The organism is Kyrpidia spormannii, from assembly GCF_002804065.1.
Lineage (GTDB): Bacteria > Bacillota > Bacilli > Kyrpidiales > Kyrpidiaceae > Kyrpidia > Kyrpidia spormannii.
On the sequence record NZ_CP024955.1, the window covers coordinates 2,605,326 to 2,619,575 of the forward strand.

16 protein-coding genes are annotated in these 14,250 nt (G+C 59.8%); 3 read left to right on the plus strand and 13 right to left on the minus strand.

The window, feature by feature from the left end; translation table 11 throughout:
• Nucleotides 1-234: 234 nt before the first annotated feature.
• The 5 genes from CVV65_RS13040 to CVV65_RS13060 all read right to left on the minus strand — a co-directional run bounded on the left by CVV65_RS13040 (nt 235) and on the right by CVV65_RS13060 (nt 4,161).
• Nucleotides 235-1,008, minus strand: coding sequence for a pirin family protein (locus tag CVV65_RS13040; protein ID WP_232796620.1), 774 nt, complete (start codon nt 1,006-1,008; stop codon nt 235-237).
• A gap of 232 nt (nt 1,009-1,240) precedes the next feature.
• Nucleotides 1,241-2,005: an enoyl-[acyl-carrier-protein] reductase FabL gene (fabL, locus tag CVV65_RS13045; RefSeq protein ID WP_100668495.1), complete on the minus strand. Its 765-nt coding sequence runs from the start codon at nt 2,003-2,005 to the stop codon at nt 1,241-1,243.
• A gap of 23 nt (nt 2,006-2,028) precedes the next feature.
• Nucleotides 2,029-2,598, minus strand: a complete 570-nt coding sequence (locus tag CVV65_RS13050) for a DUF402 domain-containing protein (protein WP_100668496.1) — start codon at nt 2,596-2,598, stop codon at nt 2,029-2,031.
• 45 nt (nt 2,599-2,643) lie between these two features.
• Nucleotides 2,644-3,894: a sporulation integral membrane protein YtvI gene (gene ytvI / locus CVV65_RS13055; RefSeq protein ID WP_157935518.1), complete on the minus strand. Its 1,251-nt coding sequence runs from the start codon at nt 3,892-3,894 to the stop codon at nt 2,644-2,646.
• Nucleotides 3,895-3,951: 57 nt separating this feature from the next.
• On the minus strand, nt 3,952-4,161 hold the full coding sequence (locus CVV65_RS13060) for a DUF5325 family protein (RefSeq protein ID WP_100668498.1): 210 nt from the start codon (nt 4,159-4,161) through the stop codon (nt 3,952-3,954).
• Between the two features lie 120 nt (nt 4,162-4,281).
• On the opposite strand from CVV65_RS13060, the gene CVV65_RS13065 reads away from it, so the two are divergent.
• Nucleotides 4,282-5,316, plus strand: a complete 1,035-nt coding sequence (locus tag CVV65_RS13065; RefSeq protein ID WP_157935519.1) for a glycosyltransferase — start codon at nt 4,282-4,284, stop codon at nt 5,314-5,316.
• A 13-nt stretch (nt 5,317-5,329) separates the two neighbouring features.
• Here the strand turns inward: CVV65_RS13065 and CVV65_RS13070 are convergent, their stop codons facing one another.
• The gene (locus tag CVV65_RS13070; protein WP_100668500.1) at nt 5,330-5,758 is read right to left on the minus strand and encodes a hypothetical protein; all 429 of its coding nucleotides are present in this window, start codon (nt 5,756-5,758) and stop codon (nt 5,330-5,332) included.
• Nucleotides 5,752-6,906 (minus strand): A/G-specific adenine glycosylase, encoded by a 1,155-nt coding sequence (gene mutY / locus CVV65_RS13075; protein WP_100668501.1) that lies wholly within the window; start codon nt 6,904-6,906, stop codon nt 5,752-5,754. Before mutY ends, CVV65_RS13070 begins: the two co-directional genes overlap by 7 nt.
• A 70-nt stretch (nt 6,907-6,976) precedes the next feature.
• Here mutY and CVV65_RS13080 point away from each other — a divergent pair, with 70 nt between their 5' ends.
• Complete coding sequence (locus CVV65_RS13080; RefSeq protein ID WP_100668502.1) at nt 6,977-7,600, plus strand: cob(I)yrinic acid a,c-diamide adenosyltransferase; 624 nt, start codon at nt 6,977-6,979, stop codon at nt 7,598-7,600.
• A 23-nt stretch (nt 7,601-7,623) separates the two neighbouring features.
• Entirely contained in the window at nt 7,624-7,851 is a 228-nt protein-coding gene (locus CVV65_RS13085) for a hypothetical protein (protein WP_100668503.1), read from the plus strand.
• Nucleotides 7,852-7,853: 2 nt separating this feature from the next.
• Here CVV65_RS13085 and CVV65_RS13090 read toward each other — a convergent pair whose 3' ends face one another.
• From CVV65_RS13090 to CVV65_RS13115, 6 genes are all read right to left on the minus strand, one after another.
• A complete protein-coding gene (locus tag CVV65_RS13090; protein WP_100668504.1) occupies nt 7,854-8,780 on the minus strand; it encodes a DMT family transporter in 927 nt (308 codons plus the stop codon).
• Between the two features lie 15 nt (nt 8,781-8,795).
• On the minus strand, nt 8,796-9,050 hold the full coding sequence (locus tag CVV65_RS13095) for a DUF6154 family protein (RefSeq protein WP_100669522.1): 255 nt from the start codon (nt 9,048-9,050) through the stop codon (nt 8,796-8,798).
• An 89-nt stretch (nt 9,051-9,139) separates the two neighbouring features.
• The gene (gene thiD, locus CVV65_RS13100; RefSeq protein WP_100668505.1) at nt 9,140-10,003 is read right to left on the minus strand and encodes a bifunctional hydroxymethylpyrimidine kinase/phosphomethylpyrimidine kinase; all 864 of its coding nucleotides are present in this window, start codon (nt 10,001-10,003) and stop codon (nt 9,140-9,142) included.
• Nucleotides 10,004-10,072: 69 nt separating this feature from the next.
• Nucleotides 10,073-11,605, minus strand: coding sequence for a fumarate hydratase (locus tag CVV65_RS13105; RefSeq protein WP_100668506.1), 1,533 nt, complete (start codon nt 11,603-11,605; stop codon nt 10,073-10,075).
• A 73-nt stretch (nt 11,606-11,678) separates the two neighbouring features.
• Complete coding sequence (locus CVV65_RS13110; protein ID WP_100668507.1) at nt 11,679-12,473, minus strand: IclR family transcriptional regulator; 795 nt, start codon at nt 12,471-12,473, stop codon at nt 11,679-11,681.
• A 54-nt stretch (nt 12,474-12,527) separates the two neighbouring features.
• Nucleotides 12,528-14,177, minus strand: a complete 1,650-nt coding sequence (locus CVV65_RS13115) for an L-lactate permease (protein WP_100668508.1) — start codon at nt 14,175-14,177, stop codon at nt 12,528-12,530.
• Nucleotides 14,178-14,250 lie beyond the last annotated feature (73 nt).

The following is a 14,250-nucleotide window of genomic DNA, read 5'->3' on the forward strand; positions in this document are numbered from 1 at the left end:
TATTCGCCGCGATGACACCGAAATCAGCTCAGGCCGCGGCCAAGGCCGACAGCGCTTCCTCGATTCCCCGGGCAAACCGGTCCCACTGGCCCGGACCGACCAATCCCAGAATTTCTTAAACGTCACGCTAAAAATAATCCTCTCCGGATATTGTGTATATCTCCGAATCTTTCCACGTAAGTTCGGATCATCCGGTGGTGGAAGTCCGCAGTGGACTCAGCGCTTAACCCACCTTCAGTCGACAAAACTGCCGCGGAAGATCGGTCGTTCGCCGATGGGTTCTCCGGCAAACCAAATCAGGCGCAGAGCGGATGATGCCGAGTCTTCGTGGGCAACAATGCGGATCGACCGGATGGTTTCCTGAGAAAACACCAGCGCTTCCCCGGCGCCCGCTTCTACCGGCGCCTGGCCTGAAGAATCGGTGTCGAAAACAAACCGGCCTCTGCCCTCCAACACGTAGACCAATCCTTGAAAGCCTTCAATTCCCGAAAGTTGGAACTGTATGCCCGGAAAAACTGTGACATCTTCATATCTCATCGGCCGGCGGATGTCAACCGGTGAACCGTCTCCCACAATCGTTTTCACGATGGCACCGTCGATGCGTTTTGTCGGCAATTGATCTCCGGCGACATCCTGATAGCTCGGCACCACACCTTTGTCGCTTCGCGGCAAATTGATCCAGAGCTGAATCCCTTCGTTCACATCTTCCGTGGCCGGCATCTCGGAGTGGACAATCCCCGCCCCGGCCGTAATTCGCTGCAATCCTCCAGCGGGAATGATTCCTCGATTCCCGGCGTCATCCTCATGGCGAAAAGCGCCGGTCAGCATGTACGTGATGATTTCAAACCCGCGATGCGGATGGGGAGGAAAGCCAGCCGGTGGCTTTACGGCAAAGTGATCCATCAGCAAGAATGGGTCGACCGTGAACAGCGCCCGGGTGGGCATCAGCCGCTTTACCGAAGCGCCCATTCCGTCGGTGGTGGCGGTCGGTTCGAGTTTTTGGATCAACCTGATCAACCCCTTTTGAACCCGTTTGATCGACAATGGGTCTACAAGAGCCATTCCGGTACCCGCCAGCTTGGTCGATACTATCTATAAGTGAGTTTCCACATAAAAGATACAGGTAGACACTGCCTGTGTCAAATCTTGGACAATAGCGTGCCCTTTTTCTCCACGGATCACCCGGGGATCATGTCACCACCTCAGTGCTGGGCAGTATCCCACTGATTGCCGTCCCGGGTCAAATCAGCAGTGACTGCCCGCCGTCCACCACAACGGTCTGGCCGCGAATCATCCAGGACGCGTCACTGCAGAGAAAAGCCACCACCTCGGCCACATCCCCCACCGTGACCAGCCGTCCCGCCGGGTTGCGGCGCTCGGCCGTTTGGAGGATATCCTCGCGATTCGGAAAAAAACGCAGGGCGTCGGTGTCCATAGCCCCAGCAGAAACGGCGTTGACCACGACGTCGTGTGGCGCTAACTCCACCGCCAAGTACCGGGTGAGCGCCTCCAGGGCCGCTTTGGAAACCCCCACCGCCGTATAGTTGTCCAGGACCCGATGCGACCCGAGGCTGGAGATCGACACAATTCGTCCGCCACCCCGCTTTTGCATCAAGGGCAAGGCGAGCTGGGCCATCAGCAGCAGGGACCGGGCATTGACGTTCAAGGTCCAATCCCAATGCTTAACCTCCAGCTCCATGGCCGGTCGAATGACCCCGGAGGCCGCATTGGCAATGAGAATATCCAACCCTCCGAATTTCTCTGCGATTTCATCAAATAACAAGTGCAGTTTCTGCGGATCCGCCACATTGGCCTTGACCGGCTCCGCTTTGACGCCGAGCTCCCGAATCTCCGCGCAGGTGTGTTCCGCCGCCTCACGGTTGCGGAAATAATTCACCGCCACATCCGCCCCGGCCTCGGCCAACCGCCGGGATACGGCTTTCCCCAAGCCCCGGGAACCTCCGGTCACCAGGGCCACTTTTCCCATCAACGGTCGATCGCCCATGACTACTGCGCCTCCTCGAAAGCTTACTCAGGAACCTGCCCTTCGCCGACCCGCCGCCAACGGATGACTTCCGCGGGATCAAACGGTCCACTCCGGTCCTTGATCCACCCGAGCAGCTCTTCCACGGCCCGCTCCGCTGCTGCCGCCTCTATCCGGGTGATCCGGCCGCGCCTCACCGCCATCTCGAATTCATCCCGATCCACCACCTTAGGCCGACCTCGGGGTTCTATGCGCACGTCGAGCTCCAGATCCATCACCCGCAGGGTCTTTCGTTCCGGCAACCATACGGGCGGACTGGCTATATTGCAATAATAACCCGTCCCGTCTTCGCGACACAGGGCCATCACGTGAAACCACTTGTCCTCCCACAGCCAACAGATCACCGGGTAAGGACTGCTCCACCTCCGGCCATTCCCTTCCACCACTGGAGTCCCGGGAGCAAACCACAACACTGGAGATCGGCCTTGGAGCCACTGCGCTTCGGGCCACCGCCGGTGTGCTTTCCATGTCCCCGGGGAATCCCCGCGCTTCACACTCTCCAAACACACCCGCCCATAAGGAGCGACTTCCGGAACATCCCCCCACAACCCCATCCTTCGCCCCCCTCGGACCCGCGTACTCTGCCCATGACCGCCGCATCATAAACCGGATTCATCCCCCGGCCCCTCGGGTCGTCGGCCCCGTTCCTGAGAATCCGGGCGTCCTTCCCCTGTGCCGGATGGGGGTGGCCCAGATTCCGGAGGGCCCGATCCCGAGGATTCCGCCCCTGCACCACCGTCCGGGGGTACACTTGGGGAATGGGGAATAAAATCCTGGAAAATTTGCGCCCGTACCAAAGATTCGATCCCCACCCACAGGATGGGGCCTACAAATAGCCCAAGCACACCAAGGATCTTCCAGCCCACGTACACGGCAATCAACGCGGAAAAGGTATCCAGCCCCATGTTGTCCGCGAGGATCTTTGGTTCGATAATGTGGCGCACCAAGGAGATTACCCCCTGCAGCGCCAGAATCTCCAGCCCCAGGGTGTATTGCCCGGTGATCAGACACCACCCGGCCCACGGGATTGTCACAATCAAGGATCCCACGATGGGCACGAGTCCCGTCAAACCGATCAGCGTTCCGATGGTGATCGCATATTCCACGCGAAAAACCAACAGGCCGATGATCGACATGACCATGGTTATCAGCGTCAGGATCAGCTGGGCCCGCACCATCCCGGTCATCGCATGGGCCACATCCCGAAACACCGCGGTTAATTTCAGATCCCAGCTGGGCGGCAACACGGAAACCAGCCCACGGGCAATCCGCTCCCGGTCTCTAAGAAAAAAATACGTGCTGATGATGGCGAGCACCAAAACCGTAATCCACTCAGGAAGCCCCGTCAATCCGTGGAGCCAGCTGAGGACGTAGTCCAAGAGCCGGGAGACCTCCGTCGAACCAAGTTGCGTAAAATGTTGGAGCATCGCTTCCATCTCAGCGCTCATGGACGGAGGTACGATCTCCCGGCCGTGTTGAAACTGATAGCTGATCCAATCCCGCACCGACGCGTAAATTTGCGGCAACTGACCCGATAACACCGCGACTTCCTGGGCGATTTGGACAATCACATAAACCAGTCCGAGGGAGATCACCCCCAGTATCACGACCATGGCCGTCAGGATCGCGGCAGTTCGGGATACCCGCCACCTCTCCAGCAGGCGGACGATCGGCTGCAGGAGGACGGCGATGACCAGGCCGATCACAAAGGGCATCGTGTAGGGGAGCGTCTGCAAGAACGCCCAGGATACGACGATCATGAACAGAACCAACAGGGCCGTTTCGGCCAATTTGCGAAAATACCGCAGCAACTCTGGCGGCCACATAGAACCCGGGCGCCATCGGCTCAATGGGATCCCCTCACTTGACAAAAGTAAGTACATCCCGGACAATAAGTGCGACTGGCCTTATCGGAGTAACCGACCTCTCCAGATAAAACCGGCCCCGACAATGACCACGGCTGCAATGAGGGCCGCCATGGCCCTTGGGACGTTGCCGTCCGACAAACTTTGCCCCACCAGGGCAAAGCAAAAGATTGCAACCAAGGCCATGACGAAGAAGATCGGCCGGTACTTCCGCGGGACCCCGTCAGACGAGTGATTCGAAGGCTGGGTCAAGACGTCCGTCTCCTCTCAAAGGTTGGCTTCTCGTCCATGATAGCAGAGTCTGGCGCCGGTTCAAAGGGCGCCCGGCGGAGCCTCGAACAACATGAACGTTGGAAGGAGTTTCATGATAGAATGAGTATTCTGATCGTACTGCCCGTACCGTCTCCACCGGCCGGCGGAAACTGGGTATTCTCCGATCGCCTGCGCCGGCATTTGGCCGAGGTGAACCTCCATGTTCGCGTGACCACCCTGGATTCGGTGACAACCGAAGATATCGAGCAGTGCGATATCGTCCATATTTTCAACGCATCCCGCACCGCCGTTCCGTTTGTCGAAAAGTTCGGCGTTCCGGAGAAACCGATGGTCATCACTTTCACCGGAACGGATGTCAATGAAGAGATGAAACGACCCCGGGAGCGCAGAAAGATTGTAGAGGTCGCCTGCCGGGCTCGGCAGCTCATTTTTCTCACCGCCGACGCCCTGCAAGGGTTTTGTATACAATGCCCGGAACTAAAGAACCATTGTGTGCATATCCCCCTGGGGATCGACGTGCCGCCCGGCCGGGGGTACGACAGGTCTAGGTGGGGATGGCGGGAAGAAGAAGTGGTGTTTTTTCTCCCGGCTGGACTGCGGCCGGTCAAGAGGCCCTTATACGCCTTGAAGCCTTTAGCCCGGCTTTACCGGGAAGGCTTACCCGTTCGCCTTTGCTTGGCGGGGGCGGTGTTTGACCTCGATCTGTTAAGGCAGGTGGAAACAGAAGCGGAGATGAGGCCGTGGTTTCAGTGGCTGGGCGCCGTGCCCCACCGGGAGGTGGGGGACCTCTATCGATGCGCCGATGTGGTCCTCAACACCTCCACCTCGGAAGGTCTCTCCCACGCGCTCCTTGAAGCGATGGCTGCGGGGAGAGCGGTGATGGCCTCCCGGGTACCGGGAAACCGCGATTTGATCCGCCACGGAGAAGACGGCCTGCTGTATGAAGATGCGGAGGAATTTCTGGCATCGGCCCGGCAGTTGGCCCTGGATCCCGAGTGGCGGGAATCTCTCGGGCAGCGGGCCGCCACACGAGTAGCCCGGGAGTTCTCGCCGGTTGTCGAGCGGGACCGCTACGCGCAGCTCTACCGCCGCCTGGTCCTTTCACCTTGCGCATCGGGTCAGGTGGCTCCGTAAGCCGAGATAACAGTCACCGCTCCTCAAAGATCCACACGTGAAATCGGTGAGCCCCCAGATCTGCTCGGCGGGCGGCCCACTGCCGGAGCAGGTTGAGTTGCGGTGGCAACAAAAACCTTTCTTTGTCACCCTCCTCGTGATGAGCATCACCTTCAGCCATCGCCCCGCGCCCCTCGGCGGGGCTCACGATTTCAACCCTTTCGCCGGTCGGGGCCGGCGAATCGACGGTGGCCGCCACACCCTGGGCCGCCTGTAAAGAACCACACAAGACCTCTTCGACAAACAGATTCGGTTGGTCCCACCCTTCCCAGAGACTCCAGCTGGAGACCGCGCCGCCGGGCAACTCTTTCATCTCTTTCTTGAGGGATGGAAGAGCCGCCCGAAAGGCGCGTTCCCGATCATCGGCCACCCGGTATTCGATGTACACCTTCCACATCACCAAACCCCTTTCTCCTTCAGCAAGGGCCAAATTTTGCGGTAGACCGCCGGGAAAGGCAGGTGCCCCAGTGCCTGTGCCGACACCCAGGCGGCAGCCGAATCGCCGGGCCAAGGCACCTGATCTTTGCCGACACCCCCGGAAGTCCTCTCCGCCACCGACAACACTTGCAAGACATCCCGCGACATTTGCTCCGGCCGAGCGGTGCACCGATACACCCGAAAATCCCATTTGAGATGGCTAAAGACATGTTCCGCCCGGGCCAGGGGCTCCGCCGCCTCAACATCCAGCCCAGCCTCCGCCATCGCCCGGGAGGCCGCCTCCTCCCAGGATTCCCCGGAGCGCACCTCTACAGAAGGAAATTCCCAGAGACCTGCCAGAAGCCCTTGATCTGGACGTCGGCGGACAAATAGATACCCCTGCCAGCTCGCCAGGCCTGCCGCGACCCGGGTGGGTCTAGGCGGTTTTTTCTTCGTTTTAACCGGATATTCTGCCCAGACGCCTTCCTCCGCCGCCCGACACCATCGAAGCACAGGGCAGTCGCGACATCTTGGAGCCCTCGGCAGGCAGACACCGGATCCGAGATCCATCACCGCTTGATTGAGAGCACCCCCGTGGCCCGGCGGAATGGCCGCCTGCATCAACGAGGAAATCTTTCGGCGCCCCGCCGGCTTGTCCACAGGTTCGTCCACGAGAAAAATCCGCGCGAACACACGCAATCCGTTGCCGTCAACAGCTGGTACATCACGTCCGTAAGCGATGCTCAGGATCGCCCCGGCGGTGTACGGCCCCACTCCGGGAATTTCTCGAATCACCTCGGGATCGTCGGGTACCCGGCCGCCAAAGCGCTCCATCACCACCTGGGCGCCCCGAAGGAGATTTTGCGCCCGAGAATAATAGCCCAGCCCCTCCCACTGTTTCAGGACCTCCTCCTCGGCCGCCTGGGCCAGATCACGCACCGAGGGAAATTCCTCAAGAAATCTCTCGTAATAAGGGATCACCGTCTCCACCCGGGTTTGCTGAAGCATCGTCTCAGAGACCCAAATTCGATAGGGATCCCGGGTCTTTCTCCAGGGGAGGTCCCTGTGCTGCCTTTCGTACCACTCCACCAAGATCTGGCCCACTCGCACCGCCAACTCGCGTTCTCGTTCCATCCCATCGGCCCCCGGAAAGATTTACAGGAGTTCATCCCCAATGATACAACATGGGAAAGGAGGTTTGCCCATGTCCATTTACACCCGTGGTGGCGACCGAGGCCGCACCCGCCTCGTCGGAGGTGTCCGGGACAAGGATGATATTCGCATCGAAGCCTACGGCACCTTGGACGAGGCAAACGCTTTTGTCGGCGACGCCATCAGTCGCCTGGATCCCATCCGAGACCGCGACCTCGCCGCGCACCTTCTGGAGATCCAGCAGGAATTGTTCGACTGTGGGGCAGATCTCGCGGCCCTGCCGGGCAAACGCCCCTACAAGGTGCACGCTGAAATGACCGACCGGCTGGAACCGCTCATTGATTCCTATCTCGCGGAAGCCCTCCCTGTCCAGCGATTCATCATCCCCGGGGGGCACCCGGCCGCCGCCGCCCTTCATGTGTGCAGGGTGCTGGTCCGCCGGGCCGAACGCCGGGTGGTGACACTCAGCCACCGGGAGGAGATCAACCCCGAAGTCCTGCGATATCTCAACCGGTTGTCCGATTTTTTCTTTGCCGCCGCCCGGGCGATCAATGCGCGAACAGGCACTGGAGATATTGAATATGTACGAAGCCCCATCGTGTTTCGCAATTCCGGAGGTCACAATCCGTCCAACCCCAAGCTGAATCCCCCGGATGATCCAGGTGGAAATGCGTAGACTATAGCGGGGAGGTGGGCGACGTGGTTCGACTCTGGACCAACCTCAGGCCCCGCCGTTCAAACCGCAATACCTGGACCGCCGCTCTAGTGGGCGCCGGAGTCGGCATCGCCCTATGGGAATGGATGCGGAAATCCGGGGAAAAACCCGTGGACCGGGACGGGGCGGAGTTGGATCGGCTGGCCGATCAAGTGTTGCACGCTGTTGCGCCGGAGGGCGCCGAACAAGAAAGCTCCGGACATTCTTCTTGACGCTATGTTCCGGGGCTTTCTCGCCCTCTGCGGTTTACCCGTTCAGACCAGATGACCCCCGCCAGGATCAGGGCCACCCCAAGCCATCGATCCCACCCCACCGGCTCTTTCAAGATTAGTGCAGCCGCCACGACAGCCACGGGCAGCTCCATCGATCCCAGCACCGCAGCAGCTCCCCCGCCCACCGCCGGGATCGCCACAGCAAACAAAAGTGGCGGCGTAATCTGGGCGAGAAGCGCCACAAGAACACCCCAGCCATACAACCCGGCCATCGATGGCGCTGTATAATAAGCCGTCAGCGGAGTGGTCAGAAGAATGGGAACTCCTGACCCCAAGGACATAAACAGGCTTCGTCTCACAGGGGACGTTTGTACGGCAATCCGACCTGTCCCGTACAAAAGGATGGAATACGTCACCGCGCCTCCCAGGGCCATGGCCGCAGCAACCCACGAAATTCCGCCTTCCCACTGGTCGTGCAACAACCCCACCGCAAGTCCGGTCCCCAAAAGGATCATCAACAGCGCCTGCCACCGCCGGGCAGTCAAAGGTTTTCTCTCCAACGCAACTTCCAGTAAAATCGTAATCCACGTGAATTGAAACAAAAGTACGATCGCAAGGGAAGCCGGAAGATGGATAAGAGATCGGTAATAAAGAACTGTGGTTCCCCCCGAACCGATGAGACCCAAAATGAAAAGCTGGATCACTTCTCGCCCCTTAGGCCGATTCCCGGTTCGCACCGCAAGACCCGCCACAGCCCAGAAAAGAAGGGCAACGAAGTACTGAGCTGCCGTTACCCCTTCCATGGTATAACCCTGGGCGAATGCAGTTTTCATGACCGGAGAGATGAGCCCGTAACAGGACGCCCCCAGCCCAATCATCCAAAGGGCCTGTACCCGGGTAGGTCGCCAGCCCCTCGGCTGCCCCATCATCTTGGAAAAACCTCCTTAATGAACCTCTCCGCCGTATTCGGGAATCGTGGGAGAGCCCGTGCCTTCGCGATCAATCTTCTCCCGAAGCCGGTCGATGAGGTATCGGCCGACCATCTGAAACAGTTCGTCTCGATCCAATTGAGAGACCAACTCCAACAGTTCGGCGCGGGACAGCTCCTGGAGAACGCCGGACACGATGATCACCGCGTCGTCCTCGTCTCCGGTCAACTGGTCTTTGTACAGTGCGTAAAGATCGTCGACGAATCTCACCCCGCCCACCGCCTTTCCCTGAGGAGTGATTCCTTTTCAGTATACCAGGTTTCTGGCCGTGTACGATAGTCAACCGGGCACGAACGCGTTTACCGTGCTTCCCGGCCCCCCTCCGCATCCTCGGACGCCTGGGCGGCATCCCGGGGTTGATCGGAACCCGCATGCTGGCGGCTGTAAGCCCAATGATTCGTAGGCCCGTGACCCTCCCCCAGCCCCGGCGCTTCCCGAATGCCCGCCGAGATGAAAGCTTTGGCCGTCCCCAGGGCGTCAAGCAGAGAGGCCCCTTTCGCCAACTCGGCGGTAATTGCCGCCGAAAAGGTGCATCCCGTCCCATGGGTGTGCGGGGTGCGGACCCGGACTCCCGGAAACTCCACGACAGCCTGCCCATCGTACAGAATGTCCAGCGGATCTCCCGCTAAATGCCCGCCTTTGACCACCACCGCCCCGGGACCTAGTGCCGCAATCCGCTTCGCCGCCTCCACCATCTCATCCCGGGTGCGAATTGTCATCCCGGTCAACGCCTCGGCTTCGGAGATATTCGGGGTCACCACCGCCGCCAAAGGGAACAGTTCGCGAATTAACGTCGAACGGGCGTCCTCTTCCAAAAGTGGCGCCCCACCTTTGGCCACCATGACCGGGTCCACCACCAGGGGAGTGATGCCCAATTCCCGGATCTTGGCCGCCACCGCCTCGATAATCTCCGCCGTGGCCAACATCCCGGTCTTTGCCGCATCCGTGCCGATGTCCCGCACCACAGCATCGATCTGGGCGGCCACCAACTCAGGCGGCACAAGATGGGATCCAAACACCCCTTTTGTGTTTTGTACCGTGATCGCGGTGATGGCCGTCATCCCGTATACCCCGAGCATCTGAAAGGTTTTTAGATCCGCTTGAATCCCCGCTCCGCCGCCGCTATCCGAACCGGCGATGGTCAAAGCCCTGGCCACCCTCATCCTCGTCCCCCCACAAAAAAGGGCCCGGCACCCGTCCGGACCCTGAAAATCGCCTCTCGCCGGCCTCCATCATACGAATACCGGATCGGCAAATTCCGCCAGCTTCGCCAGGGACCGTTGCTGCACCTCGGCGTGGAGGCTGTTGCCGTGGGCGTCCATGGTCACGATGGCCGCGAATCCCTCCACCTGGAGGTGCCACATCGCTTCGGGAATGCCGAATTCCAAGAAATCGACCCCCTCGACCTTTTTGACGCATCTCGCATAGTATTGGGCCGCCCCACCGATGGCATTCAGGTACACCGCCCCGAATTCCTTCAAACCGGCAAGGGTTTTCGGCCCCATGCCCCCTTTGCCGATCACCGCCCGGATCCCAAACTTCTTGATGATGTCCGCCTGGTACGGCTCTTCCCGGCTGCTTGTGGTGGGCCCGGCGGCTTTTACATGCCATTCGCCCTTGTCATCCTGGAGCATCACCGGGCCGCAGTGGTAAAGAATTCCGCCTCGCAGGTCCACCGGGCTGTCGTGGTCCATCAGGTATTTATGCAGGGCGTCCCGGCCAGTGTGGATAAGTCCGTCAATAATCACCACATCGCCGACCTTCAGCTCCCGAATCTGTTCTTCACTGACCGGCGCCTGCAAAACCACCCGACGACTGCCTTCGGAGCCCGCGATTCCTTCCGCAGCCCCGAGTTCCGGCAGCTCCCCTCCGTCCCTGTACAGCCACTGGGTGATCCCGCCGGTAACCGGGTCGATGATCACCCCGAGGCGCCGGAACGCCCAACAGTTGTAGGCGACAGACACGAAAAAGCTCGCCGGAAGACGGTTGATCGCGCCGATTTTGCACCCGAGCAGCGTCACCCGACCACCGAAGCCCATGGTGCCGATGTCCAAACGGTTGGCATTCTCCATGATATACGCTTCCAATTCAGCGAGGCGGGGGTCGGGATTCACGTCATCCACTCGGCGCAGGAGCTGCTCTTTTGCCGCCTCGTACCCCGTGGTGCGGTCGCCGCCGATGGCCACCCCGAGGAACCCGGCGCTGCACCCTTGCCCCTGGGCTTGGTACACCGCATGGAGGATGCATTTTCGCACCCCGTCCAAATCTCGGCCCGCCCGGCCAAGGCCCTCCAACTCCGTCGGCAAGCTGTATTGAATGTTCTTGTTTTCGCAGCCGCCGCCTTTCAGGAGCAGTTTGACCTCGATCTCATCCTTTTCCCACTGCTCAAAATGAATCACCGGAGTCCCGGGGCCTAGGTTGTTCCCGCTATTCTTGCCCGTGACCGAGTCCACGGAATTCGGGCGAAGTTTGCCCTCTCGCGTGGCCGCCACCACCGCCTCCCGGATCTGTCGAGCCATCTCGATCTGGTTGGCTCCCACCGGGCAGCGGACGAAAAATGTCGGCATCCCGGTATCTTGGCAGATCGGCGCCTGGTCATCCTGGGCCATGATGATGTTCTCCCCGATGGTGGACAAAGCGAGAGACGCCCGGGTCCCCATCTCCTCCGTCAGCTTGGCCCGGGCAATAGCCCGGCGCACATCATCGGGCAGATTGGTGGACGTCTCGACAATCAAGGTATAAATACTTTCTGTGAATCGATCCATCCTCGAATTCCCTTCTTCCTCATAAGTGAGCGCCCCGCGGCATTCCACCGTCTATTATAGAGGATCCGCTAGATTATCGCGACGCCACCGCCGAGGGAAAACCCAGCCGAGCGGAGATGGCGAGCCCCGCCCGGCGCACCCGATCCGCCAAATCTTTGATTCTCTCCTCAGGCATGCGCATCTTCGGAGCGGAGATGCTCAGGGAAGCACACACCCGGCCTGTATGATCCCAGATCGGGGCAGCCACACAGATGATGCCGAGCTCGTTTTCTTCGAGGTCCATCGCCACACCCCGTTCTTTCACCCGCTGCAGCTCGTCCCGCAGGTCCAGCCACCGGGTGATCGTGTGGGGCGTATGGGCCGGAAGCCCGTGCCGCTCGACGATGGACTTTACGTCCTCCTCTGGCAGATACGCGAGAATGGCCTTCCCCACACCCGTACAATGCACCGGCGCCCGGGCGCCAACCCGGGAGTGCATGCGGATCGTTTCGTCGCCCTCCACCTTCTCAATATAGACCACTTCCCCATGGTCGAGCACCACGAGATGGACCACTTCGTGGGAGTAATCGGCCAACTCCTCGAGATACGGCCGGGCTTCGCGGCGCAAATCAAGGCTGCCCAACAACCGGGAGGCCATATCCAGAATTGCATACCCGAGTTTGTACCTCCCGGTCTCCGGATCCTGCTCCACGTATCCCCGACGAGCTAGGGTCGTCAACAACCTGTGCACAGTACTTTTGTACATCGACACCTCGGCGGCCAACTCGGTAATGCCGACCCCTTCTTTGTATCGACTCACCCGCTCCAGGATCACCAATGCCCGATCCACCGATTTTACCGTATCCTCGCCCGAAGAGGCCATCTCCATCACCATACCTCGCTAGACTAATGCCCGGATGTCCCCCGGGTGCCGAGACGCGCCCTACTTAGGGATCAATCCCGGGAACACATAAGCCTCAATCATGGTAATCACCGAAACGATTAATACAAACAGTATACTATGTTTAAGGGTGAATCGATAAATCTCACCTTCCCGGCCGGCCAACCCCGTCGCCGAAGCCCCCACGGCGATGGACTGGGGAGAGATCATTTTGCCGGTCACACCCCCGGAACTGTTCGCCCCCACCATCAGGTACGGATTGAGCCCCAACTGCTGCGCGGTAATTTTCTGCAGGTTGCCAAACAACACATTCGACGACGTGTCACTACCGGTGAGAAAGACGCCCAGCCAACCGAGAACCGGCGAGAAAAGCGGAAACAGTACGCCGGTTCCGGCCAGGGCCAAAGCGATGGTGGCGCTCATGGAGGAGTAGTTCGTCACGTGGCCGAACCCCAGCACCGCGGCAATGGTGACCAACGGCCACAACAACTGCCGGAAGGTGCGGACGAGCACCTTGAACCAAGTCCCCACCGACATGCCCACCACAAACATCGACAGAATCGAGGCGATCAGAATAGACGTCCCCGTGGCTCCCAGCCAGTCGAACTTCCACACCGCAGCCATGGGGGTGTTTTTTGCAGCTACAGGAGGAACCGAGACTACCAGTTTGTTCAGCCAGGGCCAATTCACCGCAATCGTGGTCCCGGCGACGGCCGATTTAAAGGCGGGCAGGGACCAGATAATAATCATCACGGTGAGAATCACCCAGGGCGCCCAGGCCCGAACCATGTCCCCGGAACTGTGCTGCTGCCGGGCCGCCGCCGCTTGGTTGAGAATCGCATCTGCCTTTTCATCGGCAAAATGAAATTCTTCCTTCGGGCGCCACACCCGGAGGAACAGGGCCAGAGCGATCAAGCTGACAAAAGCAGAAGCGATGTCCGGTAGCTCCGGTCCCACAAAATTGGAGACCAAAAATTGCGTGATGGCAAAGGAACCCCCGGAGATGAGAATCGCCGGCAACACCTCGATGGTCCGTTTCCACCCGCTCATAATGAGCACCAGCCAAAAAGGTAGAAACAGGGAAAGAATCGGAAGCTGACGCCCCACCACCTGGCTGATCGTGTGGGCATCCATCCCGGTGACCTGGGCGGCGGTGGTAATGGGAATCCCGATGGCGCCAAAGGCCACTGGCGCACTGTTCGCGACCAAGCATATCCCCGCAGCGTACAACGGGTTAAACCCAAGACCTGCCAGGATGGCGGCGGCGATAGCCACCGGCGTCCCAAACCCCGCCGAACCTTCCATGAATGCACTGAACGAGAACGCGATCAACAAGGCCTGCATCCGCCGGTCTCCGGTGAGCCCGGTGATCGAGTCGCGAATGACGCGAAAATAACCGGATTCTTCTGTAATGTTATACAAAAATACGGCAGTAAACACGATCCAACCGATCGGCCACAGTCCACTCAACATCCCGTAGATCGCCGTGGAGACGGCCATGGGAATTGGCATGCCATTGACAATGATGGCGAGAATCACGGCGAGCAAAAGAGTCAACAGCCCCGCCACATGGCCTTTCATCCGGCGCACGGCCAGCGCCCAGAAGAAGAAGGCGATGGGGATGACCGCCACCAGGGCGGACAACCAAAGGCTTCCCCCTACGGGATAATACACTTGATGCCAGGGACTCAACCAGACCCCTCCTTATTAAGCAGTTTCCTCTCTCTTTCACGCACCGCAATAGCCGCAGGCGGGCAGTCGGGGC